The sequence below is a fragment of the Acidovorax sp. LjRoot117 genome (genome assembly GCF_964252695.1).
Taxonomy (GTDB): domain Bacteria; phylum Pseudomonadota; class Gammaproteobacteria; order Burkholderiales; family Burkholderiaceae_C; genus Acidovorax.
Window position 1 is genome coordinate 126,013 of the sequence record NZ_CAXUPO020000013.1, and the last position, 25,058, is coordinate 151,070.

23 protein-coding genes and 1 tRNA gene are annotated in these 25,058 nt (G+C 66.1%); 8 read left to right on the plus strand and 16 right to left on the minus strand.

What is annotated here, in order from left to right:
• The first annotated feature begins 96 nt into the window (after window positions 1-96).
• Window positions 97-1,071 (plus strand): IS5 family transposase, encoded by a 975-nt coding sequence (locus ACSQ3D_RS23990; protein ID WP_436128533.1) that lies wholly within the window; start codon window positions 97-99, stop codon window positions 1,069-1,071.
• Between the two features lie 309 nt (window positions 1,072-1,380).
• On the opposite strand, the gene ACSQ3D_RS23995 is transcribed toward ACSQ3D_RS23990, so the two are convergent.
• Both ACSQ3D_RS23995 and ACSQ3D_RS24000 read right to left on the minus strand, forming a co-directional pair.
• Window positions 1,381-2,679: a Y-family DNA polymerase gene (locus tag ACSQ3D_RS23995; protein WP_056419567.1), complete on the minus strand. Its 1,299-nt coding sequence runs from the start codon at window positions 2,677-2,679 to the stop codon at window positions 1,381-1,383.
• A gap of 20 nt (window positions 2,680-2,699) precedes the next feature.
• Complete coding sequence (locus ACSQ3D_RS24000; protein WP_056419563.1) at window positions 2,700-3,146, minus strand: LexA family protein; 447 nt, start codon at window positions 3,144-3,146, stop codon at window positions 2,700-2,702.
• Window positions 3,147-3,182: 36 nt separating this feature from the next.
• Between ACSQ3D_RS24000 and ACSQ3D_RS24005 the strand changes: the two genes are divergently transcribed.
• From ACSQ3D_RS24005 to ACSQ3D_RS24015, 3 genes are all read left to right on the plus strand, one after another.
• Window positions 3,183-3,881, plus strand: coding sequence for an SOS response-associated peptidase (locus ACSQ3D_RS24005; RefSeq protein WP_056419560.1), 699 nt, complete (start codon window positions 3,183-3,185; stop codon window positions 3,879-3,881).
• A 3-nt stretch (window positions 3,882-3,884) separates the two neighbouring features.
• The gene (locus tag ACSQ3D_RS24010; protein ID WP_156371538.1) at window positions 3,885-4,031 is read left to right on the plus strand and encodes a hypothetical protein; all 147 of its coding nucleotides are present in this window, start codon (window positions 3,885-3,887) and stop codon (window positions 4,029-4,031) included.
• A gap of 295 nt (window positions 4,032-4,326) precedes the next feature.
• The gene (locus ACSQ3D_RS24015; RefSeq protein WP_235504088.1) at window positions 4,327-5,007 is read left to right on the plus strand and encodes a DNA/RNA non-specific endonuclease; all 681 of its coding nucleotides are present in this window, start codon (window positions 4,327-4,329) and stop codon (window positions 5,005-5,007) included.
• A gap of 1,110 nt (window positions 5,008-6,117) precedes the next feature.
• On the opposite strand, the gene ACSQ3D_RS24020 is transcribed toward ACSQ3D_RS24015, so the two are convergent.
• From ACSQ3D_RS24020 to tolB, 5 genes are all read right to left on the minus strand, one after another.
• Window positions 6,118-6,193: transfer RNA gene (locus ACSQ3D_RS24020), tRNA-Lys, on the minus strand.
• Between the two features lie 46 nt (window positions 6,194-6,239).
• Window positions 6,240-7,055, minus strand: a complete 816-nt coding sequence (locus ACSQ3D_RS24025) for a tRNA threonylcarbamoyladenosine dehydratase (RefSeq protein ID WP_436128534.1) — start codon at window positions 7,053-7,055, stop codon at window positions 6,240-6,242.
• A 2-nt stretch (window positions 7,056-7,057) separates the two neighbouring features.
• Entirely contained in the window at window positions 7,058-7,849 is a 792-nt protein-coding gene (ybgF, locus tag ACSQ3D_RS24030) for a tol-pal system protein YbgF (RefSeq protein WP_436128535.1), read from the minus strand.
• Entirely contained in the window at window positions 7,849-8,391 is a 543-nt protein-coding gene (pal, locus tag ACSQ3D_RS24035) for a peptidoglycan-associated lipoprotein Pal (RefSeq protein WP_396505232.1), read from the minus strand. The genes ybgF and pal overlap by 1 nt, the downstream gene beginning before the upstream one ends.
• Before the next feature lie 44 nt (window positions 8,392-8,435).
• Window positions 8,436-9,755, minus strand: coding sequence for a Tol-Pal system beta propeller repeat protein TolB (tolB, locus tag ACSQ3D_RS24040; protein WP_436128536.1), 1,320 nt, complete (start codon window positions 9,753-9,755; stop codon window positions 8,436-8,438).
• A 184-nt stretch (window positions 9,756-9,939) separates the two neighbouring features.
• Here tolB and msbA point away from each other — a divergent pair, with 184 nt between their 5' ends.
• Window positions 9,940-11,745 carry a lipid A export permease/ATP-binding protein MsbA gene (msbA, locus tag ACSQ3D_RS24045; RefSeq protein ID WP_436128537.1) on the plus strand — a complete coding sequence of 602 codons (1,806 nt, stop codon included), beginning with the start codon at window positions 9,940-9,942 and terminating at the stop codon, window positions 11,743-11,745.
• Between the two features lie 176 nt (window positions 11,746-11,921).
• On the opposite strand, the gene ACSQ3D_RS24050 is transcribed toward msbA, so the two are convergent.
• The 6 genes from ACSQ3D_RS24050 to mltG form a co-directional block, all read right to left on the minus strand.
• Window positions 11,922-12,686 (minus strand): ankyrin repeat domain-containing protein, encoded by a 765-nt coding sequence (locus ACSQ3D_RS24050; protein WP_436128538.1) that lies wholly within the window; start codon window positions 12,684-12,686, stop codon window positions 11,922-11,924.
• A complete protein-coding gene (locus ACSQ3D_RS24055) occupies window positions 12,683-13,489 on the minus strand; it encodes a TatD family hydrolase (protein WP_436128539.1) in 807 nt (268 codons plus the stop codon). The genes ACSQ3D_RS24050 and ACSQ3D_RS24055 overlap by 4 nt, the downstream gene beginning before the upstream one ends.
• A 153-nt stretch (window positions 13,490-13,642) precedes the next feature.
• Window positions 13,643-14,002 (minus strand): PilZ domain-containing protein, encoded by a 360-nt coding sequence (locus tag ACSQ3D_RS24060; RefSeq protein WP_056165485.1) that lies wholly within the window; start codon window positions 14,000-14,002, stop codon window positions 13,643-13,645.
• Window positions 13,999-15,036, minus strand: a complete 1,038-nt coding sequence (locus ACSQ3D_RS24065) for a DNA polymerase III subunit delta' (RefSeq protein WP_436128540.1) — start codon at window positions 15,034-15,036, stop codon at window positions 13,999-14,001. Before ACSQ3D_RS24065 ends, ACSQ3D_RS24060 begins: the two co-directional genes overlap by 4 nt.
• Window positions 15,033-15,707, minus strand: coding sequence for a dTMP kinase (tmk, locus tag ACSQ3D_RS24070; RefSeq protein WP_436128541.1), 675 nt, complete (start codon window positions 15,705-15,707; stop codon window positions 15,033-15,035). The genes ACSQ3D_RS24065 and tmk overlap by 4 nt, the downstream gene beginning before the upstream one ends.
• Window positions 15,704-16,690, minus strand: coding sequence for an endolytic transglycosylase MltG (gene mltG, locus ACSQ3D_RS24075; RefSeq protein ID WP_436128542.1), 987 nt, complete (start codon window positions 16,688-16,690; stop codon window positions 15,704-15,706). The genes tmk and mltG overlap by 4 nt, the downstream gene beginning before the upstream one ends.
• 45 nt (window positions 16,691-16,735) lie before the next feature.
• Here mltG and ygfZ point away from each other — a divergent pair, with 45 nt between their 5' ends.
• Complete coding sequence (gene ygfZ, locus ACSQ3D_RS24080) at window positions 16,736-17,650, plus strand: CAF17-like 4Fe-4S cluster assembly/insertion protein YgfZ (protein ID WP_436128543.1); 915 nt, start codon at window positions 16,736-16,738, stop codon at window positions 17,648-17,650.
• A 107-nt stretch (window positions 17,651-17,757) separates the two neighbouring features.
• On the opposite strand, the gene ACSQ3D_RS24085 is transcribed toward ygfZ, so the two are convergent.
• The 3 genes from ACSQ3D_RS24085 to ACSQ3D_RS24095 all read right to left on the minus strand — a co-directional run bounded on the left by ACSQ3D_RS24085 (window position 17,758) and on the right by ACSQ3D_RS24095 (window position 20,564).
• Complete coding sequence (locus tag ACSQ3D_RS24085) at window positions 17,758-18,615, minus strand: YbgC/FadM family acyl-CoA thioesterase (RefSeq protein ID WP_436128544.1); 858 nt, start codon at window positions 18,613-18,615, stop codon at window positions 17,758-17,760.
• 33 nt (window positions 18,616-18,648) lie between these two features.
• Window positions 18,649-19,569, minus strand: coding sequence for an alpha/beta hydrolase (locus ACSQ3D_RS24090; protein WP_436128548.1), 921 nt, complete (start codon window positions 19,567-19,569; stop codon window positions 18,649-18,651).
• A gap of 116 nt (window positions 19,570-19,685) precedes the next feature.
• Entirely contained in the window at window positions 19,686-20,564 is an 879-nt protein-coding gene (locus tag ACSQ3D_RS24095; RefSeq protein ID WP_056419520.1) for a 2-keto-4-pentenoate hydratase, read from the minus strand.
• Window positions 20,565-20,730: 166 nt separating this feature from the next.
• On the opposite strand from ACSQ3D_RS24095, the gene ACSQ3D_RS24100 reads away from it, so the two are divergent.
• Entirely contained in the window at window positions 20,731-21,867 is a 1,137-nt protein-coding gene (locus ACSQ3D_RS24100; RefSeq protein ID WP_436128545.1) for an iron-containing alcohol dehydrogenase, read from the plus strand.
• A gap of 327 nt (window positions 21,868-22,194) precedes the next feature.
• Entirely contained in the window at window positions 22,195-25,002 is a 2,808-nt protein-coding gene (locus tag ACSQ3D_RS24105) for a bifunctional diguanylate cyclase/phosphodiesterase (protein WP_436128546.1), read from the plus strand.
• Window positions 25,003-25,058 lie beyond the last annotated feature (56 nt).

The following is a 25,058-nucleotide window of genomic DNA, read 5'->3' on the forward strand; positions in this document are numbered from 1 at the left end:
GACACTTGCGGCAGGGGATTTCTCGAATGAAGGTTCGATAGTTAGGGCAACGCTGATTAAGGTCCACCGTTGATGGGGGTCAAACGTTATCCGCAGATGAAGCAGCAGACCCTGGCAATGGCCGCAGATCAAGACAACGGATTCGAGCATTCGCGCAAACCCACCCGACGCGAAGATTTCTTGCGGACCATGCAGACAATAGTGCCATGGGCCGCTCTGTGTCAGGTGATAGAGCCGCACTACCCCAAGGCAGGCAATGGCCGCCCGCCCATTGGCCTGGAGCGGATGCTGCGCATCCATTTCCTGCAACACTGGTTCAACCTGGCCGATCTGGCGTGCGAGCAGGCCCTGTATGACAGCGCCAGTCTGCGCCGCTTTGTGGGCATTGACCTGGGTCGCGAACGCGTGCCCGATGCCACCACGCTGCTGAAGTTGCGCAAACTGCTCCATGAGCACAAACTGGGCGAAGCCTTGTTCGCCAAGGTAGGCCAGCAATTGCAGGAGCGGGGCTTCAAGGTCAATACCGGAACCATCGTGGATGCCACCATCATCGCAGCGCCCAGTTCTACCAAGAACGCCGACAAGGCGCGTGACCCCGACATGCATCAGCCTCGCAAAGGCCAGCAGTGGTATTTCGGCATGAAGCTGCACATTGGCGTGGACAGTCAAAGCGGGCTGGCGCACAGCGCTGTGGTGACGGCGGCCAACGTGCACGACAAACATCCGCTGCCCGATCTGCTGCATGGCAACGAACAGCGCGTGTACGGCGACTCGGCCTACGCCGGCCAGAAAACACTGATAGCGAGCAAAGCCCCCAGGGCCAAGGACTTCACCAACCAGCGCACCCGCCGTGCGGGCGAGGTGGACGAAGTTCAGCGGGCCAAGAACCGCAACAAGTCACGGGTGCGCGCTCGGGTCGAGCATGTCTTTGCGGTGGTAAAGCGCCTGTGGGGATTCACCAAGGTGCGCTATCGCGGGCTGCAAAAGAACGCCACGCGTGCGTTCACGGCCTTGGCGCTGGCCAACATCTACCTTGCCCGAGGGCGCCTGCAGGGACAGGTGCGCCCGTAAGGGTCCGAAGGGGGCTCAAAGGCTCCCGAAACAGGCCCTGTGGGGCAAAGCACAGTATCTTTGCGGGCCATTTGGCATTCAAATGGCTTTGCGATGGATATGACGTTACTTGTTCAGCATTGCCTTAAGCTGGCTTGAAAGCGCAAGCCATGTGAGGAGCTAATAGATTGGTGTTCTCTATCTCCATCCAAAAATATGGCCCACTACTCCGAACGACCGATGAGAGATCGTCAGCGGACTTCCATAGCGGCAGGACGAGCGACGGCAACCGCTGCAAAACAGATCTCCAGCGTGCGAGCGCCGCCACTCTCAGGCCCGCGCCACCGGCACATCCTCCCACCGCGTCGTGTACTGCGGCGTTCGCCTCTCCTGCTTCATCCCCCAGCCCTTGCCCTTGTTGGTGCCCCCCGTGGCACCTGAATGCACGGTGCCCTTGCCATAGCGCTGGTTGAGCGCATCCAAAGCCACCATCAGCTGGGTGCGGTCCCGGTGGTCTTCATCCTCCAGATCCAGCTCTCCCTGCAGCGCATTGCCCGGCACCAGGTCCAGCAGCATCACCCCTGCCTTGGCCATCTTGTACCCAGGCTCGTACATGCGGCGCATGCCAGCTACAGCCGCCCACACCAGCTTTCCCGTGTCAGCCGTAGGCCGGCGCAGTGGCACCACGATGCTGCGGTTGAATCGGGGTCCGGGTCGGAAAGGTGAGGTGTGGCAGAACACCAGCAGCTGGCTTGCCAGGCTCCCTTGCTTGCGCAACTTCTCGGCCGCACGGCTGGCGAACTCGCTCACGGCCTCCACCAGCGGCGGCAGCTCCGTCACCGCCTGGCCGAATGACCGGGTGCAGGCGATCTCTCTCTTGGGCTCGGGCGCGTCATCCAGCTCAATGCACTGCATACCCTGCAGTTCGCGCACGGTGCGCTCCAGCACCACGCTCCAGCGCCTGCGCACCATGGCTGGGTCCAGCCGGGCCAAGTCGAGCACCGTATGCACGCCGCATTCATGCAGTTGCGCGCCGATCTTGCGGCCCACGCCCCAGACTTCTTCCACCAGCGTGCTGGCCAGCACATCGTCCAGGTCTTGAGCCGGCAAGGCGGACAGGTTGCAGACCTGCGCCAGCTCGGCGGGGTAACTCCCCGGTTTGCGCTCGGCCGTCTTGGCGATGTGGTTGGCCAGCTTCGCCAGCGTCTTGGTCTGGCCAATCCCAATGCCGCAGGGGATGCCCACCCACTGGTGGATGCGGGCGCGGATGGCGTGGCTGCGTGTGATCAGGTCGCCCCGCAGGCCCTGCAGGCCCACGAACGATTCATCGATGCTGTAGATCTCTTGTGAAGGCCCCAGACCCGCCGCCAGGCTCATCATCCGGTTGCTCATGTCGCCGTATAGGGTGAAGTTGGCACTCAAGGCCACCAGGCCGTGGGTCTCTTCCATGTGCCGAATCTGGAACCACGGCGCCCCCATCTTGATGCCCAGGGCCTTGGCTTCATTGCTGCGGGCGATGGCGCAGCCATCGTTGTTGCTCAGCACCACCACCGGGCGGCCGTTCAGGCTGGGGCGGAAAACCCGCTCACAGCTCACGTAAAAATTGTTGCCATCCACCAGCGCATACATGCTGGCCTCCGTCCATCAGATCAGGTGAGAAACAGCTTCACGCACCCGCTCACCACGCCCCACACCTCAATGGTCTGGCTTTCTCGGGGAATGATGTCGGGATAGGTAGGGTTGGCCGCCCGCAGCTTGATCCGGCCGGCGCGCTGGTGCAGATACTTCACGGTGCATTCGCCGTCCACAATGGCCACGACGATGCTGTTGTGCTTGGGCTTGATCGCCCGGTCCACGGCGATGATGCTGCCGTCCTCGATGCCAGCGTCCCGCATCGAGTCGCCCCGCACGCGCCAGAAATAGGTGGCCTGGGGGTGCTTCACCAGCAACTGCATGATGTCCAGCCGCTCCACCACGAAGTCGTCCGCTGGCGATGGAAACCCCGCGCGCACGCTCACCCCGCACAGGGGCAAGGCCAGCGACTGCGCCGCCGTGTCGTACGGCACCGGTAGCGAGGAATTCCAAAGACTGTACATATTTACAGTATAGCTCCCTGCTGCCAGAATGATGCCATGTGTACCTACTACGAGGTCCCGGGCCGTGAGCAGCTGGTGCTGCACTTCGGTGACGTTCCCGAGGAAGAGTGGCGCGACAAGATGAGCCCGCTGTACCGTGGGCCGTTCCTGCGGGCCAAGGGCGAAGCTGGACGAGAACTGGTGGTAGGCCAGTGGGGCATGATCCCGCCGCACTCCAAGACGCACATCCCTACCGGCACGGACGGCAAGCGCCTGAGCACCGTCAACGCCCGGCGCGAGGGCATGGCCAAGTCATGGACCTACGGCGGCCCCTGGCGCAAGGGGCAGCGCTGCATCATCCCGGCGCAGCTGTATGTCGAACCCTACTGGGGCACAGGCAAGCACATCCCATGGCAGTTCGAGCGGGCCGACGGCGAGCCCTGGGGCTTGGCGGGCCTGTGGAGCGAATGGACCGACCCGGCCACGGGCGAGGTGCTGCCCAGCTACACCATGATCACGCAGAACTGCGACGACGTGCCGGTTCTCAACCTGATGCACCGGCCTGACCCCAAGCGCGCGCCCGACATGCAGGACAAGCGTACCGTGGTGCCGCTGGAAAAGGGGGACTGGGATACTTGGCTGCGAGGCACTATCGAGCAGGCAGAGGCGCTGATCAAAGTGCCGCCACTGGAGCTGTTTGTGCACCGGGCGAAAGATCCGGCACAGCAGGTAGAGTTACCTGTCGAATCAGTGTGATGCATGAAGAAGCCCTCACCCTTTGGCGAATTCAGCGCCATGGAACTTGGCATACCAACTGCTTGGGTTGAATTGATGCAGTTGCAAGACTTCCCATGGTGGTGGCACATCGCATTTGCGGGTGCTGGTGCCGTGGGGAGTGTTCACTGAACCGCAGGGGCGGGCAGGCAGATCGGGCTCCCTTTGGGGAGCCCTTTCTGTTTGTGCCCCCCACTCTGCAAGCAGCTGTAAATCCCTGCAGGATCTGAGCATTCGGGCCAGAAGCGAACCGTGAACGGTGCTCCAATCTGGCATCTTTTTTTTCCACTTGCTCGCCTCTTCTGTGAATCGTTTTTTCTCTTGTCCAGGCCGTGTGCGCCTGGCGGCTGTGCTGGCCCTGTCTCTTGCCGGCATTGCTCTCCCGAATCTTTCCTGGGCACGTTCTCAGCAGTTCGACAGTGCGGCGCTGCTCACGCCCGAACCCACCTCCTTTGCGCAATGCCCGCAGTTCTTTGCGAATGGAACTCCTCCGGCCATCACGCCCCGGCCACAGCTGCGCGAGCTTTGCTATGAAGCGTTTGCGATATTGCACTCCGGGGCGACGAAGACGCCAGTGTTTGTGGCCCAGCGGTTGAACCGCAGGCTCATCGAGGATGCCGATGAGAAACGGGCCAAACGGTTTTTTGCGGATGCGCGCTTGCCCAGTGGCGAACGGGCGGAGCTGGAGGACTACAAGAACTCTGGCTACAGCCGTGGGCACATGGCACCTGCGGGAGATATGCCAACGCCAACGGCCATGGCCCAGAGCTTCAGTTTGGCGAATATGGTCCCCCAGAATGCTCAGCACAACGGTGGCGCCTGGAACAAGATTGAGCAGGACACGCGGCACTATGTAAAGCGGGCCAAGGGGGATGTGTTTGTGATCACAGGTCCCGTTTTCACCGAGAGCAGTCCGCGCGTTGGAGACAACGGCGTGCGCGTGCCGACCTATCTCTACAAGCTGGTGTACGACGCGACGACACAGCGGGCATGGGCGCATTGGCAGGCGAACCGTGAGCGTGAGGTAGCTGGGCCACCGATCAGCTATCAGGAACTGGTCAAACGCACGGGGATTGAGTTCTTAAACAAAGGTGGTCAGCAGCGCTAAGCCCAGGCGCGACTATGTAGTTTAACGCAGCCAGAAGCTCTCATGCCACAGATGACAGGCTGCGTCCACACATGTACACATGTCTTGAATCCGTGAGAAAACGTCATATCCTCGAGGGTCGCAATTCTTCGATATCGGCCCACGAAGGGGCAAGCTGCGCTCCATGAAAACCCCCGCTGCTTTCACTCCTGCTGATTTCGAGAGGTCCGTCCACAGCGTGTGCCCGAGTTCCACACCGAACTTTGATCGACGTGAGTGTCCAGACAGGTTAGTTGGCCGCATTTCACAGCTAACTGATCTGAGGGACTGGAGTTCGGTGGCACAGGCACTGCCGGAAAGGTGCAGCGAAGTCCAATGCATCCTGCTCGTCTTGGAGTCACCCCACATCGATGAATACGGGTCCAGGCAGCCGTACACGCCCTGGCCCGCAAATGGGGTGACGGGGCGCCACATCCGCAAACGAGCCGGATTGCTCGTGCCTCCGTGTTGGAATAAGAACGAGACCCAGCTTTACTTGATCAACGCCATCCCCCTATCAATGCTCGCTCGGTCAGGCCACTCGCCTTTACAGGAGCAAAGTGTTCCGTGAGGCATGGGACAGCGGAGCGAGGGCGTACTTTCAGGAACGGCTCAAGCTGATTTACCGCCAAGGGGATCTTGTCGTGAACGCGTGCACAGTCGGGAAACCTGGGCCCTCATTGAGAGCGCTCGTCGAAGCCGCGATTGAAGAGGTGCTTCCCAATTCACTGCGCTCAAGGCGCGAGCACCCTTTCCGATGGATGAGCGATGAAGCAGTGCGTCGAACTTGGAAATGACACTCTGACCAGAGCAGGCTCCGCAAAGTCGGTGCAGAGTTGACCAAAAACTGTCCGTTAGACGCGTCTGGGGCTGAGTTACGGTGTTCTCGCACCAGACCGATTGCACAGTCAGTGCCCAAGTATCAAAGGGCCCCTGATAAGCCACTTGAACACCACTTCAGGCTCCGGGTGCGTTGGTTGCAACTTCCGCTCATCAACTTTGAAACTGTCACCAGACTGTCACCAGCCCCAAAATGGAAAAAAGCCCGCTATGTTTTAAATAGCAGGCTTTCTAATATCTACAATGTGTTGGTGGTAGGACGTACAAGATTCGAACTTGTGACCAACGGATTAAAAGTCCGCTGCTCTACCAACTGAGCTAACGTCCCGACCTGTTGCAGACAGCCGATTGATCAACTGCTGCAAAGCCTTGGATTATAGCGTCTTTTTGAGTGGTTTTTTCTGAATGCCAGCAGCGAGCTGATCGAGCACCCAGCCGGCGGCGCATTGGCCGAAGGTCGCGGTCACGGCCACGACGGAGCCGTAGCCGTGGCAATTCAGGGAGCCGTCGCCGTCGATGTTGCACGACGCATCGGGCGCGGCGACCGCCTCGCGGCTGAAGACGCAGGCGACTCCGATCTTCTTGCCGTCGCGCGGAGCGCGGTGCTCCTTGCGCAGCCGGTAGCGCACCTGGGCCAGCAGAGGGTCGTGCGTGGTGAGCGACAGGTCATCGATGTCGACCTTGTGCGCCTGGCGCTTGCCACCTGCTGCACCGACCACGATGTGCAGCCCTCCCGCATCGCGCGCCCAGGCGGCCATGGCGGTCTTGGCCTTGACCTGGTCGCAGGCATCGACCACGGCATCGACCGGATGCGGCAGCAGGCCGGGCCAATTCTCCGGGGTGGCGAAGTCATCCACACAATGGACGGTGCAGGCAGGGTTGATCTGCGCGATGCGCTGCTGCATCGCCACGACCTTGGCCTGGCCGACGGTGTCGGTCAGCGCGTGGATCTGGCGGTTGATGTTGGATTCGGCGACATGGTCCATGTCCACCAGGGTGATGTGCCCCACCCCGCTGCGCGCCAGGGCCTCGGCGGTCCACGACCCCACACCGCCGACGCCGATGACGGCCACATGGGCCTGGCGGATGCGGGCGGCACCCGCAACCCCGTACAGCCGCTCGAGCCCGCCGAAGCGCCGCGCGAGCTCTGCGGCAGACGCGGCGTCCGGCAAAGAGACCTCGACGGTCATTGCTACTTCAGGCGCGCGAGACGCTCTTTGGCCGCCATGGCGGCTTCAGACTGGGGATAGGCCTTCACCAGATCTTCCAGCGTCTTGCGGGCCGCACGGGTGTCCTTGAGCTCGATCTGGCAGTTGGCGATCGACAAGGCGGCTTCCGGCGCGCGCGCGTGGGTCGGCGCGTCTGCCAGCATCAACTTGAAGTTGTTGATGGATTCCTTGTAGTCGCGCGTCGCGTACTGGGCATTGCCGAGCCAGAAGCGGGCCGATGGCACAAAGCCGCTGCGAGGGTATTGCCGCACGAAGGCGGCAAAGGCGGCACTGGCGTCCGGAAACTTGCCCGATCGGAACACGGCCAGTGCGGCGTCGAAGTCCCGTTTTTCAGCCGGGTCGGCCTGGAATTCCTGGCCGTCCTGCGTCACCTTCACGGGCTCGAACTGCCGCAGGCGCTCGTCCACGCCCTGGGCGATGTCCTTTTGCCGCTTTTGCAGGTCGGCCGCATCACGCAGCAATTGCTCGTTCTGGCCGCGCAGCTTGGACTGCTCCACGCGCAGGGTCTCGATCTGCGTCTGCAGGTCGAGCAAACTGCGGCGCAGCTGGCTGTTGTCTTCGCCCAGCCTGCGCACCTCGTCCGAAGAACGCTGCTGGGCGGCCTGCAGGCCATCGACCCGCTGGCGCATCTCCAGGATGGCACGGCGTGCTTCATCGTCCTCGAAGAGTGCCGCATGGCTTGCCGGCACGAAGACCGCCAGCAAAGCGGCGGCAGCCAGCGCCTTGCGGGGAAAAGAAAAGGACAACGCGCGCATCAACGATAGGACAGTTCAGCGCGGCGGTTTTGCGCGTGCGCGTCTTCCGAGTTGCCCGCCGCTGCGGGCTTTTCCTTGCCGAAGCTCACCGCTTCGATCTGGTTGTCCGGCACGCCCAGCAGGCCCAGCGAACGGCGCACGGCTTCTGCACGCTTTTGGCCCAGTGCCAGGTTGTACTCACGGCCGCCGCGGTCGTCGGTGTGGCCTTCGATCATGACCTTGCGGTTGCCGCCGGACTTGATGAAGCGGGAGTGCGCTTCGATCAGCGACTGGAATTCAGGCTTGATCACGTAGCTGTCGTAGTCGAAATACACGATGCGGGCCACGCCCTGGGGGCCTGCCGCGTCACGCGCCGATTGGCCCAGGTCCACACCGGCCACACCGCTTTGCGCCGTGTTGCCGGAATTGGCGCCACTGTTGTTCGCGCCCATGGTCGAGGTAGCGTTCTTGTCTTCGACAGGCACATCATCCAGCTTCACACCGGAGCTGCAACCAGCCATGAGCGCGACGATGGAAAGGGCGAGGGTAAAGCGTTTGATCATCCAAAATTCTCCTGAAAACTTGATAACTGAAACTGAAAATTAGTTCACTGCTTTTGAAACGGACCCCAGTCCGGTTCGCGGATGTCGCCAGCCTGCCCTGCCAGTCGCGCCTTGATCTTGCCGTCGAGCGTGGTGGTCATGAGCGCTTCGCGGCCTTGCTGCTGGGTCGCGTAGACGATCAGGCGGCTGTTGGGCGCAAAGCTGGGGTTTTCATCGGCCGTCGAGTCCGTCACGGCATTCACCGTGCCGGTGGACAAATCCATGACGTGGAGCTTGAAGGCGCCGCCCACACGGGAGATGTAGGCCAACCACTTACCGTCAGGGCTCACGCTCGGCGAGATGTTGTAGGACCCGGTGAAGGTCACGCGCTCGGCGTTGCCGCCGGATGCGGTCACCTTGTAGATCTGCGGCGCACCGCCGCGGTCGCTCACGAAATAGATGCTGCGGCCGTCGCCCGAGTACACGGGCTCGGTGTCGATGCCCGCGCTTTGCATCAGACGGCGTGGCTCACCGCCGTTGGCGTCGATGGTGTACAGCTGGGAGCCGCCATCGCGGCTCAACGTGACCGCCAGCGAGCGGCCGTCCGGCGCCCAGGCCGGCGCACTGTTGGAGCCGCGGAAGTTGGCGATCAGGCGGCGGCGGCCCGATGCGACGTCGTGCACGTACACCACCGGCTTGCGCGACTCGAACGACACGTACGCCAGCTGGCCGCCATTGGGGGACCAGGCAGGCGAGATGATGGGCTCGGGGCTGGACAGGGCCGATTGCGAGTTTTCGCCATCGGCATCGGCCACCCACAGGCTGTAGCGCGGGCCGGTCTTGGTGACGTAGGCGATGCGCGTCGAGAAAATGCCGCGCTCACCGGTGAGCTTTTCGTAGATGAAGTCCGCGATGCGGTGGGCCACCAGGCGCAGGTCTCCCTGCGTGACGACGAAGCTCTGGCCACCCAGGTCCTGGCCCTTGACGACGTCCCACAGCCTAAAGCGGATGTCGAAACGGCCATCGAACAGCCGCGTGATGCTGCCGGTGGCCAGCGAATCGGCGCTTTTCTGGCGCCACAGGGCGACGTCCGGGCGGGCCGTTTCGTCCAGCGCGGCACCCGTGGCGTCGACGGCGCGGAACTGGCCGCTGCGCTCCAGGTCGGCCTGCACGATGGCAGCGATCTTCTGGGGTGCCTGCGCTTCGCCCCGGAACGGCGCTATGGCGATGGGCAACTGGGTGAGACCCACACCCGTGACCTCGACGCGAAACTGCGCAAGGGCCGGAACGGCGGGTGTGGCGATCAGCGCGGCCAGCACGTGGCGGCGCAGGGGGTGCGGCAGGGCCGCGGAAGGTTTTTGAGATGGGATTCGATCTGTGGTCATTGGCATCCAGCATTGGCCGAACAGGACATTGAACAGGCTCTGAGCAACCCCGAATGTTACACACAGCGGGAAAACCCCTGTGACAAACTGTGCGCCAGTCCTGCAAAGGGTGCTCATTTTTTTGACATGCAGCGCGGCGGCACACTGCGGCCGGCTGCAGGCACAAACGTAGAATCGGCCGCACATGCAAGCCACCAACCCAGGCGCCGCGCCCGCCCCAGCCCCCGTCGCCCCCCCTGCCAGCCTGACCACACGCCTTAAACGGTTATCCGTTTACTTTGGCAACCAGCGGCTGGCCTGGAGCCTGGCGATTGCGGCGACGCTCATCGGGGCCATCACCGAACCGCTCATACCCGCCCTGCTGCAGCCGCTGCTGGACCGGGGCTTCACCCAGGGCACCCTGCAGCTGTGGATGGTGCCGCTGGCCATTCTGGGGATCTTCTTCGTGCGGGGCCTGGCCCAGTTCGTCGGGCAGTACGCCCTGGCGCGCATCGCCAACGAAGGCATGCTGATACTGCGCCAGTCCTTGTTCGACCGCGTGCTTGCGGCCGAGATGGGCCTGTTCACGCGCCAGTCGGCCAGCGCGCTGTCCAACACCGTGGTGTACGAGGTGCAGACCGGCGCCACGCTGCTGGTGCAGGCGCTGATGGGGCTGTCGCGCGACGGCTTCACGCTGCTGGCCCTGCTGTTTTACCTGCTGTACCTCAACTGGCAGCTCACGCTGATCGTGGCGGTGGTGGTGCCCGGCGTGGCCTGGATCATGAAGACCCTGTCAAAACGGCTGTACCACCTGACCAAGAGCAGCCAGCAGGCCACGGACGAACTGGCCTATGTGGTGGAAGAAAACGTGCTGGCCCACCGCATGGTGCGCCTGCATGGCGCGCAAGAGGGCCAGGCGGAGCGTTTTGCAGGGCTGAGCGGCAGCCTGCGGCGCCTGGCCATCAAGTCCACCATCGCATCGGCCGCCATGACGCCCCTCACACAGCTGCTGGCAGCCGCCGCACTGTCGGTGGTGATCTGCATCGCGCTGTGGCAAAGCCGTGGCGCGGTGGACACCAAGGACGTCACGGTGGGCGGATTCGTGTCGTTCATCACGGCCATGCTGATGCTCATCGCGCCCATCCGGCGCCTGGCCGATGTCGCCAGCCCCGTCACGCGCGGCGTCGCCGCGCTGGAGAGGGGGTTGGCCCTCCTGGGCGATACGGGCGCCGAGAGTGGCGGCCAGTACCGCACCGACCGCGTGAAGGGCGAGCTGGCACTGAACCGCGTGTCCGTGTCTTTCGGGCCAGACCACGCGCCGGCCCTGGACCAGGTCAGCCTGCGGGTGGCTCCCGGTGAAATCGTGGCGCTGGTGGGGCCGTCGGGCGCGGGCAAGACCACGCTGGTCAACCTGCTGCCGCGGTTCGTGATGCCGTCGGCCGGCGAGATTCTGGTGGACGGGCAGCCGCTGCCCGACTGGGACCTGGGCTCGCTGCGTTCGCAGTTTGCGATGGTGAGCCAGGACGTGGTCATGTTCAACGACACCATTGCCGCGAACGTGGCGCTGGGCCACGCCGTGGACGAGCAGCGCGTGCTCGACTGCCTGGACGCCGCCAACCTGGCCGCCCACGTGGCCGCCCTGCCCCAGGGCATCCACACGGTGGTGGGCCACAACGCCACGCAGCTGTCGGGCGGGCAGCGCCAGCGGCTGGCCATTGCACGGGCGCTCTACAAGGACGCGCCGATCCTCATCCTGGACGAAGCCACATCGGCGCTGGACACCGAGTCGGAGCGTCTGGTGCAGGACGCGCTGCAACGCCTGATGCAGGGCCGGACCACGCTGGTGATTGCGCACCGCCTGTCCACCATCGAACATGCCGACCGCGTGGTGGTGATGGAGCGCGGCCGCATTGCCGAGCAGGGAACGCATGCCGAACTGATGGCGCAGGGCGGGCTCTACGCGCGCCTGCAGTCACGCCCGGCATCGGGTGAAGCCGCTCCGCTGGGCTGAGACGGCTGCGCAGAGAACGCGCACGCGTCAGAGGCGGCGGCGTGTGGAGTAGCACCGCACAACGTCCCAGGCAACGCTCCAGGGCATGAAGGGGCCGGTAGCCAGGGACCTCCGTCAGGAGGCGCCGCTCGATGCGGCCCTACTTCACCATTGCCCCCTGCCCTCCCCAACCCACCCTACCACTGGCCGCGATTGGGCTGCCGGCGCCGCAGCGCCTCCGCAATCTTCGCGGCCGAGTCCGTGCGGTTCACGCGCATCGCGAAGTCGGCCGCGGTCAGGCCCAGCTGGTTCTTGAGCGTAGGGTCTGCGCCTTCGTCCAGCAGCAGTTGCACCGACTCCAGGGACGCGTAGTGCGCCGCCATCATCAGCGGCGTGGTGCCGTTGGGCGATGCGGCGTCGATGTAGGCATGGTTCTCCAGCAGCAGCGCAATGATCTGGCGGTGTGCAGCCGAGCCGGCGGATGCCGCATAGTGCAGCGGCGCCCAGCCGGTCTTGTTCACGTCGGCATCACGGGCGATCAAGGCCTTGACGATGTCGACCTGGCCTTTGATGGCGGCCAGCATCAGCGGGCTTTCATCCTGCGCGTTGCGCACCTCGACCTTGATGTTGCGTGCCGCCATCAGCGCCGCGACGGCCTTGAGCGAGTCGCTCTGCAGCGCAATCAACAGGCCCGCCTGGCCCTTGGCGTCGCGCGTGTTCGGATCGAAGCCGCGGCGCAGCAGGGCCGTGATGGCATTGCCGTCGTCCCGCTGAATGGCCGAGAAGAAATCTTCGTAGGCCCCGGCCTGGGCCCAGGGGGCGAACAGGGCTGCAGCCAGACCCGCCAGCACCTTGCGGCGGTGCGTTCGTGTGGGGTTTGCGGCACCAGCAGCGGCTCCGGTGGTGATGGTGATGGTGATGTCGATGGCGGGCGATGCGCCGTCTGCGTGCACGTTCGTCATGCGGTGACCCCCTTGAACAAGGTTTCGAAATTGCGGCTGGTGGCCTCGGCCACCTCTTCCACCGCGATGCCCTTGGTCTGGGCCACCTGCTGGGCCACGTACGGCACATAGGCCGGGCTGTTGGTCTTGCCGCGGTGGGGCACGGGTGCCAGGTAGGGGCTGTCGGTCTCAATCAATGTGCGGTCCAGCGGCACATAGGCCACCACGTCGCGCAGCTCCTGCGCGGTCTTGAAGGTGACGATGCCCGAAAACGACAGGTAGTAGCCCAGGTCCAGCGCGGCGCGGGCCACCTGCATGGATTCGGTGAAGCAGTGGAACACGCCCCCGGCGATGTTCCCGGCGCCGTCCTCGCCCTCCTCCCGCAGGATGGCCAGCGTGTCGTCCGATGCGCTGCGGGTGTGGATCACCAACGGCTTGGCGCAGGTACGCGCTGCGCGGATGTGGTTGCGAAAACGGTCGCGCTGCCACTCCAGGTCGGCAATGCTGCGGCCGCCCTTGCGGTCTTCCATGCCGTAGTAGTCAAGACCCGTCTCGCCGATGGCCACCACGCGGGGCAGCGCGGCGCGGGTCAGCAGGTCCTGCACCGTTGGCTCCTGCACACCCTCGTTGTCGGGGTGCACACCCACCGTGCTCCAGAAGTTGTCGTGGGCCGTGGCCAGCGCGTGAACGCCCTCGAACTCCTCCAGCGTGGTGCAGATGCACAGGGCCCGGTCCACCTGCGCCTGGGCCATGGCCTGGCGAATGGCGGGCAACTGGCTCAGCAGTTCCGGAAAGTTGAGATGGCAGTGCGAGTCGGTGTACATGCGGTATCAGGAAAACGAAGCGATAACAAACGAGGCGGACCGGTGAGTTGCCGGGTAGCGCAACTGGTGCGACCACCCCGGCGCGCGTAAGTTCTGCCCCCAATAAAAATGCCGACACGCCTGCGCGGGTCGGCACCGGGCTCGGGGGCCGTGTCAGATGGTCTGGGTCGGACGGTCGGAGCCCAGGGCCGTGCCCAGAAGCTCTTCGATCTTGACCTTGAGCTGGCGCGACTTTTCGTCCCGGGGGAACTGGATGCCCACGCCCTGCGTGCGGTTGCCCGCAGCGCGGGCCGGCGTCACCCAGGCCACGCGGCCCGCCACGGGGTAGCGCTGCGTGTCGTCCGGCAGGGTCAGCAGCACGTACACATCATCGCCCAGCTTGTAGTCGCGCTGGGTGGGGACAAAAATGCCCCCTTCGGCAAAAAAGGGAATGTAGGCCGCATACAAAGCCGCCTTTTCCTTGATGGCCAGCTGCATGACGCTGGGGCGGGGTGCGGTGGAAGGACTGCTCATGGTTGGGTGCCTGGGGCTGGTTGCCTGGAGTGTAGGGTGTTTCGCGCCTGCGCCACAAGCGCCTCCAGCATGAGCCCTGCGTTGAACGGATGCTCTGCCGTGCGCGCCTCTTTGGCCAGCGCGCGCGACCAGCGGGTGAGCGCGCCCAGCGGCGGCACGGCCTTGGGCAGGTCGGCAGGCGCAAAGTAGCGTGGCGCGGCGCCCACGCTCGCGGCCATCAGGTCGTGGCAGAGCTTTTGCAGTGCATCGATGGCCTGGGCGGGCGCCCAGTCGCCCAGCGCGGTGACGTCGCCTTTGGCCATGGCCTGGGGCAGCGCAGACCACGCCTGCGGGCTGCGGCCGGACTGGGCCCATGCCAAGGCATCGTCGGGCCTGCCGCCTGCGGCGCGCAGGAAGGCCTTGGCCGCATCGTCGGCCACGCCCTGCCCGCGCAGCCACTGCAGCATCTCGGCCTCTGCGGGCCAGGCCATCGCGTGGCCCAGGCAGCGGCTGCGGATGGTGGGCAGCAGCTGGTGCGCTGCCTCGCTGGCCAGCACAAAGCGCACATCGCCCGGCGGCTCCTCCAGCGTCTTGAGCAGCGCGTTGGCCGTGATGTGGTTCATCTGCTCGGCCGGGTACACCAGCACGGCCTTGCCGCGGCCCCGTGCCGACGTGCGCTGCGAAAACTCCACCGCATCGCGCATGGCTTCCACGCGGATCTCGCGGCTGGGCTTGCGCTTCTTGTCGTCGATGTCGGCCTGCGCCTTTTCGGACAGCGGCCAGCCCAGCGCCATCATCTGCACCTCGGGCATCAGCACGCACAGGTCGGCATGCGTGCGCACCTCGATGGCGTGGCAGCTGCTGCACTGGCCACAGGCACCGTTCGGGCCGGGCGTGTCGCACAGCCAGGCGCGCACCATCTCCAGCCCGAGCGTGTACTGGCCCAGGCCCGACGGGCCCTGCAACAGCCAGGCATGGCCGCGCTGCGCCAGCAGGCTGGTGCGCTGGGCGGCGATCCAGGGGGCCAGTGCGGCGGATGGAGCGTCGGTGCTCATCGCGGGCCTCCTTGCGACGCCACCATGATCGCCAGCCACCCTTTGCGCACGAACACGCTGGTGAGCTGCTGCCACACGCGGTGGCGGTCCTGCGCGGCGTCCAGCCGGGCAAAGCGCTGCGGCGCAGCGGCTGCGCGGTCGGCATAGCCCTGCGATACGCGGCGGAAGAACTCGACGGGCTGGGACTCGAAACGGTCCGGAACGCGTGCACCCGCCAGGCGCTCTGCGGCCACTTCGGGGGCCAGATCGAACCACACGGTCAGATCCGGTTCGCGCATCAAACTGGCGTCTGGCGCAAGCCCCGTCTGCGCCAGGCGCTCCAAAGTCGATAGCACGCCCACATCGAAGCCACGGCCTGCGCCCTGATAGGCGAACGTGGCGTCGGTGAAGCGGTCGCACAGCACCACCTCACCCCGCGCAAGTGCAGGTTCGATCACATTGAGCAAATGGTCGCGGCGGGCGGCAAAGATGAGCAGCGACTCGGTCAGCGCGTCCATGGGGTCGGCCAGCACCATTTCGCGCAGCTTCTCGGCCAGCGGCGTGCCGCCGGGCTCGCGGCTCACGGTGACCGTGCGGCCCTGCGCGCGAAACGCGGTGGCGAGGCCCTCGATGTGCGACGACTTGCCCGCCCCGTCGATGCCTTCGAAGCTGATGAACAGGCCTTGGGTCATTGCCCGCCCCTCTGGTATCGGTTCACGGCGCGGTTGTGTTCTTCGAGCGACGCGCTGAAATGGCTGGTGCCGTCGCCCTTGGCCACGAAGTACAGCGCACGCGTGGCTTCGGGCTGCACCGCGGCCACCAGCGCGGCCTTGCCGGGCATGGCAATGGGGGTGGGCGGCAGGCCGGCGCGGGTGTAGGTGTTCCAGGGGGTGTCGGCCAACAGGTCGCGCTTGCGCAGGTTGCCGTCGAACTTCTCGCCCAGGCCGTAAATCACGGTGGGGTCGGTCTGCAGCAGCATGCCCACGCGCAGCCGGTTGGTGAACACGCCAGAAATCTGCCCCCGGTCGCTGGCGCGGCCGGTTTCCTTCTCGACGATGCTGGCCAGGACGAGCGCCTCGTCAGCCGACTTGAGCGGCGTGTCCGCCGCGCGCTGGGCCCAGGCGGCTTCGAGCTTGCGGTCCATGGCGTGCAGGGCGCGGCGCAGCAGGGCGATCTCGCCGGAGCCCTTGGCATAGGCGTACGTGTCGGGGAAGAACCGGCCTTCGGGCGCGACGCCCGGGCGACCCAGTTGCGCCATCAGGGCCTCGTCGCTCAAGGCCGCGGCGTCGTGCTTGAGCTGATCTTCCTTGGCCAGCGCCTGGCGCACCTGGCGCCAGTTCCAGCCCTCCACCAGGGTCAGTGCACGCAAAGACTCTTCACCGCGCACCAGCTTGTTGAGCAGGCTGCGCGGCGTGGTGCCGGGGGGGATTTCGTAGTTGCCGGCCTTCATGGCACGGTCCTGGCCCGAGAAGCGGAACCACGCGTACAGCAACCGGGCATCGGTCTGCGCACCCGCGGCCACCACATCACGGGCGATGCCGCGCGGCGTGGTGCCGGGCTCGATGGCCAGCTCCAGCGGCTCGCTGCCCATGGCAAGAGGCTGGTGCAGCCACCAGAAGGCGGCGCCACCGGCACCGATGAGAACCACCAAGATCAAAGCAAGTAGACGTCGCACAACCCTGATGAATGTATGTGTAGAACCGGGCATCATAATTCAGCGATGACCCACCCTCTGAACGGCATTGCCCCTCTGTCCCACCTGGGCGTGATTCGTGTCGCAGGCGACGACGCCGCCAAGTTCCTGCACGGCCAGCTCACCCAGGATTTCGCCCTGCTGGGCAACGACCAGGCTCGCCTCGCGGCCTTTCTGTCGGCCAAGGGCCGCATGCAGGCCACCTTCATCGGCTTCAAACGCAGCGACACCGAGATCCTGCTGCTGTGCAGCCCCGACCTGCTGCCGCCCACCCTCAAACGCCTGTCGATGTTCGTGCTGCGCGCCAAGGCCAAGCTGACGGATGCGACGGCCGACTTCGCGCTGTACGGCCTGGCGGGCGATGCTGTCACGGCCCTGCCCCAGGGCGCGCAACCCGCCTGGACCAAGGCGGACGTGGGCGCCGCGTCGGTGGTGCACCTGTACCCCGCCGACGGCCAGCCCCGCGCGCTGTGGGTGGCGCCGGTGGCCGACCCTGCGCCCACGGGCACAGCCATCGACCCGGCCGTGTGGGCCTGGGGCGAGGTCCGAAGTGGCGTCGCAACGTTGACCACCCCGGTGGTCGAAGCCTTTGTGCCGCAGATGCTGAACTACGAATCCGTGGGCGGCGTGAACTTCAAGAAGGGCTGCTACCCCGGCCAGGAAGTGGTGGCGCGCAGCCAGTTCCGCGGCACGCTGAAGCGCCGGGCTTACGTGGCCCACGCTGCCGATGAAGTGGCCGTCGGGGCCGAGGTGTTCAGCACCAACGACCTGGAGCAGCCGTGCGGCACGGTGGTGCAGGTCGCGGCAGCACCGTTGGGGGGTTTCGACGCCATCGTGTCGCTGCAGATCGCAGCCGCCCAGGACAGTCTGCAAGTGGGCGCTGCGGACGGAGTGGCGCTGTCTTTGCAGCCCCTGCCTTACGCACTGCTCGACGATATTTAAGTGAAAAGTGGCTCTACCGCTTGCCTGTCGAGCGGTAGCAGCTCATATTTTTATAGCATCCACAGGCACCGCACCCAGCCGTGACACGGCCGTGCCCATGCGGGGCACTACAGCCGCTGGGCCATGGCAATGTGCGCAATGCCGGCTTCTTCATACGGATCGCCCACCACGGTGAACCCGGCGCGGCGGTAAAACCCTTCGGCGCTGCGCTGAGCGTGCAGTTGCACCTCAGTGTCGCCCCGCGCTTTGGCCGCGCCCACCAGGGCATTGAGCAGTTGCCGGCCCCAGCGTCCACCGCGCACGGACCGGTCCACCGCCATGCGGCCGATGCGGCCGACGCCGGGCTCGGGCTGCAGCAGGCGCCCTGCGGCTATCGGCATGCCCAGGCGGTTGTAGAGCACTGCGTGGCGCGCCGAGATATCGAGCGCATCGGCCTCGATCTCGGCCGGAATGCCCTGCTCGCGCACGAACACATCGGTGCGCACGCGGCCCGCGTCGCGGCCCAGCGTGTTCCAGTCGCCGGTCTTGACTTCGGCCATGTCGTGGCCGGCCTCGAAGCTGTCGAAGATGGCGCGCAGCGCGGGCGGCACGGGCCGCGAGGTCTGCGTGGCCGGGTCTGCGAACACATAGACCAGCTCGGCCGAGATCAGCAGCCGGTCGCCGCTGAAAATGCCCGCCTGGAACAGGCACGACGAGGTGCCGATGCGCGCGCATTTGAGGCCCACCTCCAGCGTGTCGTCGAGCCGCGCCGACGCGTGGTATTCCACTGTCGCCTTCTTCACGTACATTTCGCCGCCCAGGGCGTGCATGCTGCTCTCGTAAGGCAGCCCCAGCGCCCGCCAGTAGTCGGACATGGCGGTGTCGATGTACATCAGGTAGTGGGCGTTGAACACGATCTTTTGCATGTCCACCTCGGCCCAGCGCACGCGCAGGCGGTGGAACAGTCGGAAATCACTGCGTTGCATGGTGTCGTTGTCTCCAAGGATTGTTGTGAGGGGTCAGTCCAGGCCGAAGGCACTGCGCAGTGCGCGCGCCGCATCGGCATGGGCCTGGCGCGCCTCGGGGATGGCGCGGCCCATCTTGATGAATTCGTGCGTCACGCCGCGGTAGATCTCCAGGTCTACCGGCACGCCCGCCAGGCGCAGCTTGTCGGCATAGTCCACGCCTTCGTCCACCAGCGGGTCGCACTCGGCCAGGCCCACCCAGGCGGGCGCCACGCCATCCACATCGGGCGCGAGCAGCGGTGCAAAGCGCCAGTCCTCGCGCTCGGCGCGGCTTTGCACGTAGTGGCCGAAGAACCAGCTGATGGCGGGTTCTTCCAGCACCAGGCCGCGTGCAAACGTGGTGTGCGACGGCGTGTCCTGGTGCGCGGCGCAGCCGGGGTAGAACAGCATCTGCAGTGCCAGCGGCAGGCCCGCATCGCGCGCCAGGATGGCGTTCACCGCGGCGAGCGTGCCGCCCGCGCTGTCGCCGCCCACGGCCAGGCGGGCGGTGTCTGCGCCCCACATGGCCCCATTGCCAGCCAGCCAGGCCAGCGCATCCCAGGCGTCGTTGCTGGCCACCGGAAAGCGGTATTCGGGCGCCAGCCGGTAGTCCAGCGACACCACCATGCACCCGGCCAGCCGCGCGAGTTCACGGCACAGGATGTCGTGAGTGGCGATGTTGCCGATGGTGAAGCCCCCGCCGTGCGTGTACAGCAGCAGCGGCAGGCCCGCGTCCGTGCTGGGGGCGTACAGCCGCACGGGCAACGCATACCCGTCGCGGGCCGGGATGGTCAGGTCTTCGACGCGTGCCAACTGGGCCTTGGGCACCTCCAGCACGTCGGCACCGGCCTGGTAGGCCACGCGGGCATCCTGGGGCGATCGGGTGTGCAGCGGCGCGTGCCCGGCGCGGGCCATGCGCTCGAGCACGCTGCGCATCTGGGGGGTCAGGCGGGTGTGGTGGATGTTCAGGTCAGCGGTCAATGGGAAATCTCTGGCAAAGCCGCGCCCTCCCCCGCACGGGCGGGGCGCGGGCGCATGCAGGGTGTCTTGTTTTACTTGAAGCTCAGGCGCACAGGCGCGGCACCCGGCAGGCCGTCGTAGGTGGCCGTGACCGACAGGCCGGCCTTGGGCGGCAGCAGCGGCGAGAAAGAGCCCAGGCTGATGAGGTCGCCCGGCTGCATGGTCAGGCCCTCTTGCTGCAGCGCGCCGGCCAGCCACACGACGGCATTGAGCGGGTGCTCCAGAATGTCGCTGCCCTTGCCGCCGCCCAGGCGCGCGCCGCTGGCGTCGGTGAGCGACACGTTCATGTCGGCCAGCGCCTGCAGCATCGCAAAGCGCTCGCCCCGGTAGGCGGGCACCGGCAGCGGCGTGCCGGCCACGCCCAGCCGCGCGCCCACATTGATGGCGCTCACGCCTGCGCCGTTCAGCTTGGGCGGTGCCTGCACCAGCAGGTCGGGCAGTTCGATGAAGGGGATGACCTGGTCCACCGCGTCGAGCACCTCCATGGGCGTCTTCGCGTGGTTGATGGCGGCGCTTTTCACGCGCACTAGCATGTCAGCTTCATACAGCGGGCGGGCACCGAAGGCCGCGTCCACCGAGGCACCGCTTGGCAGGATCATGCCTTCGTAGAGCTTGCCCCACACGGGCTTGTCGGTATTGAAGCGCTTTTGCACCGCCGGGTTGGTGAGCCCGGCCTTGTAGCCCACCACCTTGCCCAGCCGCTGCGCCAGCAGCTGGTTGACCTTGCCGCGGGTGCAGGCGCCGTCGGCATCGGACAGGTTCTCCAGGTTTGCGGCGGGCGTCTTGGCCAGGTAGTTGGCGACGAGTTCCGAGGCCTGCGCATCGGTCAGGCATTCGGCCTGGGCGACTGTCGCAAAAGCGACGGACGCGCCCGCTAGAGCGAGGGAAATGAGGGTTTGCTGAGTGGTCATCGGTGTCTCCGGGTTGTAGAGTGCCTGGAACCTGTCCGGCGCCTGCACTCCACGCTCCTCGCAGAGCGGCCCCGCGCACAGCGCAGTGGCCGACTCCGTCTCGCTTCGCAGGCACGGCAACGGACAGCTTCAGCGATCCATCGTAAACGTAACTTCTGCAACCACCATGGCTTTCATCTACTACGTCACCCAGATCCAGTTCGAGTTCGGCGCCGTCCAGTTGCTCAAGCAGGAGTGCGAGCGCGTGGGCATCACGCGCCCGCTGGTGGTTACTGACCCTGGCGTAAAGGCCGCGGGCGTGCTGCAAAAGGCGCTGGATGCGCTGACCGGCCTGCCCGTGGCGGTGTTCGACCAGACCCCCGCCAACCCCACCGAGGCCGCCGTGCGGGCTGCGGTGGAGGTGTACAAGGCCCACGACTGCGACGGCCTGATCGCGGTGGGCGGCGGCTCGGCCATCGACTGCGCCAAGGGCATCGCGATTGCTGCCACGCACGAGGGGCCGCTGACGCACTACGCCACCATCGAGGGCGGCTCGCCGCGCATCACCGACCGCGCCGCGCCGCTGATCGCCGTGCCCACCACCAGCGGCACGGGCAGCGAGGTGGCCCGCGGCGCGATCATCATCGTGGACGACCACCGCAAGCTCGGTTTTCACTCCTGGAACCTGGTGCCCAAGACCGCCATCTGCGACCCCGAGCTGACGCTGGGCCTGCCCCCTGCCCTGACCGCTGCCACCGGCATGGATGCGATTGCGCACTGCATGGAAACCTTCATGTCCGCTGCGTTCAACCCGCCGGCCGACGGCATCGCGCTGGACGGCCTCACCCGCGGCTGGGCCCACATCGAGCCCGCCACCAAGAATGGCAGCGACCGCGACGCGCGCCTGCAGATGATGAGCGCCAGCATGCAGGGCGCGATGGCCTTCCAGAAAGGCCTGGGCGCGGTGCACTCGCTGAGCCACAGCCTGGGCGGCGTGAACCCGCGACTGCACCACGGCACGCTCAACGCCATGTTCCTGCCGGCCGTGGTGCGCTTCAATGCGGGCGCCGAGTCGGTGCAAAAGGACAGGCGCCTGGAGCGCATGGCCCACGCCATGGGGCTGGCAGCCGCGGGCGACATCCCCGAAGCCATCCGCGACATGAACGCCCGCCTGGGCCTGCCCACGGGCCTGGCCGCCCTGGGCGTGACCGAGGCGCTGTTCGACGACATCATCAAGGGTGCGATGGCCGACCACTGCCACAAGACCAACCCGCGCGTGGCCACGCCCGAGGAATACCGCGACATCCTGGCCCAGTCGATGTGACCGGCCAGGCGGCGCAGCCCAGCGGCTGCGTCCGCGCTCCATCAGCGCCCCAACCCCCATCAACGCCATCCGCCCGAGCACGGGCGATCACGGCGATCACCGCCATCGCTCTGCGGACTCGAACCCACCGCCTCTCAACGCACGCTGAGCGCGCGCATTGCGCTGGTGCGGGGTGCTGCCCGTGCCGACGAGATCCAATACTCACGAAAACTCACACCATCGCACGCTCCGCGTGCGCCCTGCCCGCACGAAGCGCTAGACTCGCCCACAAAGAATTAATTAATTAACAATTTTTTACCCTTCGGGTTTTGGGGAAGGCCACACACGATGCGCACCGGAAAACTCAGCAACTGGCTCTGGCGGGGCACGTATCCCCGCCTGTACGTGCCCATCGTGCTGATCATCCTGGTGGTCACCGCCGTGCGCTACCACTACCTGCTGTCCACGGAGACGGCCGAGGCCAGCCGCCACGCCACCAGCGAGCTGCGCCGCATGGGCGACTCGCTGCTGCCCGCCCTGTCGGCGCTGCCGCCAGGCGACGCGGAGGGCGCGGCCATCGTCCTCAGGGAAAGCCTGGCGACTGCGGCGGCCGTGCAATCCCTGCAATGGACCGTGGGCAGCCAGCCGGCGGTGCAGGTGGCCAGCGCCCGCCCAGCCCCCCTCGCGCCCGACTGGTTCGCTCGCTGGACAGATATCGGGCCGCTGGTGCAGCAGTTCGGGCAGAACACCCTGACGGGACAACCCGGGCGCCTGACGGTGTCGCTGCACACCGAGCCGCTGGTGGGCCAGATCTGGAAAACGGTCCTGGTGCAGCTGCGCATCTCGGCGCTGAACATCTTCACCATCTTCTTTCTGCTGACGCTGCTGCTGCGCGCCAACGCACGCATGCTGCGCCGTCTGGCCGAGGCCACCGACGCGTTTCGCCAAGGCCGTCTGGACACCCGCATGGACGTGACCGGCACGCTCGAATCACGCGCCATGGCCGCCACCTTCAACGACATGGCGGGCAAGGTGCAGTCGCTGGTGCTGTCGCTGCGCGAAACCCAGCACCTGCAAAGCGAGCAGCTGCACTTCACGCGCCAGCTCATCGACGCCCTGCCCCTGCCGGTGTTCGTGCGCGACCCCAAGGGCGCCTACCTGGATGTGAACCGCGCCTGGCAGCGGCTCTTCCAGCCCCGGGCGGACCTGGCGCACCCCGCGCCGCCCAGCACCTTCTACCCGCCGGAGCTCTCGCCCGAGCGCTCGGCCCAGATCGCGATGGCGCAGGACAACGAGATCCGCATCCGCCCGGCCAACCACCACCCGCCGCGGGACATGGCCTACTACGAGGCGCCGTTCACCACCACCAGCGGCGAGCTGGCGGGCACCATCGGCACGCTGGTGGATGTGACCGAGCGCAAGCGCGCGCAAGAGGCCCTGCGGGCCGAAAAAGAGCGTGCCGAAGTCACCCTTGCGTCCATCGGCGACGGCGTGATCACCACCGACCTGGCCGGCTGCATCGAAACCATCAACGAGGCCGCGCAGCTCATGACCGGCTTCAACGCCGACCAGGCCACGGGCCGGCAGCTCGACACCGTGTTCCGGCTGTACGAAGACCCGGCCAGCCGCAATGCCAACGCGGCCGCGGAGCGCGACACCGTGCCCGGCGCGCTGCAGCAGGCCACGCACGAATTGCTGATCCACCGCTCCGGCGAGCGCTACGCCATCGAATACACCGCCTCGGCCATCCGCAAGGGCGACGGCATGGCCGTGGGCTGCGTGCTGGTGTTCCGCGACGTGACCGAAACCCGCAACCTGCGCCACCAGATCTCCTGGCACGCGCGGCACGACGCGCTCACGGGCCTGTACAACCGCGCCGCGCTGGCCGAGCGGCTGACCCACGCGATCTTCGTGGCCCGGCAAAAGGGTCTGCTGCTGGCCGTGTGCATGCTCGACCTGGACCACTTCCAGGCCGTGAACGACGCCCACGGCAACCGCGTGGGCGACCGGCTGCTGAAAGAAACCGCCCGCCGCCTGGGTGCCTTCATCACGCCGCAGGATGCGGTGGCGCGCATGGGCGGCGACGAGTTCGTGCTGCTGCTGGGCGAGCAGGCCTACGTGCCGGCGGTCGAATCCCGCGTGCGCGTGCTGATGCAGCAGCTGGCAGCGCCGTACGCCATCGACGACCGCGTGATCACCACCACCGTGAGCGTGGGCGTGGCGGTGTTCCCGCAGGACGACGCCAACCCCGACACCCTGCTGCGCCATGCCGACCAGGCCATGTGCCAGGCCAAGAGTTTCGGGCGCAACCAGATGCACGTGTTCGACGTGCAGCTCGACCATGCCGTGCAGACCCAGCACACCCGCCAGACCCGCGTGGCCCGGGCGCTGCACGCGGGCGAGCTGGTGCTGCACTACCAGCCCAAGGTCCACCTGCGCACCGGCGAGATCCTGGGCCTGGAGGCCCTGCTGCGCTGGCAGCACCCCGAGCAAGGCCTGCTGGGCCCGCAGCATGTGCTGCCACTCATCGAGGACGCGGAGCTAGAGGTGGAGCTGGGCGAATGGGTGCTGCGCCAGGCGCTGACCCAGATGCGCCACTGGACCGATGCCGGCATGCTCTGGGAGGTCAGCGTGAACATCTCCGCGCGGCACTTCCACCGGCCCAACTTCGTCGAGCGCCTGAAAGACATCCTGCACACCTGCCCCGAGGTGTCGCCCACCCGGCTGGAGCTGGAGATCCTCGAATCCGCCGCGCTGGAAGACATGCAGTACATGCGCCACATGATGCAAAGCTGCCAGGCGCTCGGCGTGCGCTTTGCGCTGGACGACTTCGGCACCGGTTTCTCATCGCTGTCGTACCTGAAAAGCTTGCCGGCCGAGACGATCAAGATCGACCAGTCGTTCGTGCGCGGCATCCTCGACGACGAGGACGACCTCACGCTGGTGTGCGCCATCGTCGCGCTGGCAGCGGCCTTCCAGCGCCATGCGGTGGCTGAAGGTGTGGAGACCGCCGAGCAGGCGGCCCGGCTGCTGGAGCTGGGCTGCGAGCGTGCCCAGGGCTTCGGCATTGCACGGCCCATGCCGGCGCATGAGGTGTTGGATTGGGCGGCCCAGCGAAAGGCTGCGAGAACATCCATTGCACCGGTGTACCGCTAGGGAATCTCTGCGCGAATCATCGCGCCGTGTGCATCTGCGGTCTCGGGGGGCCTGCG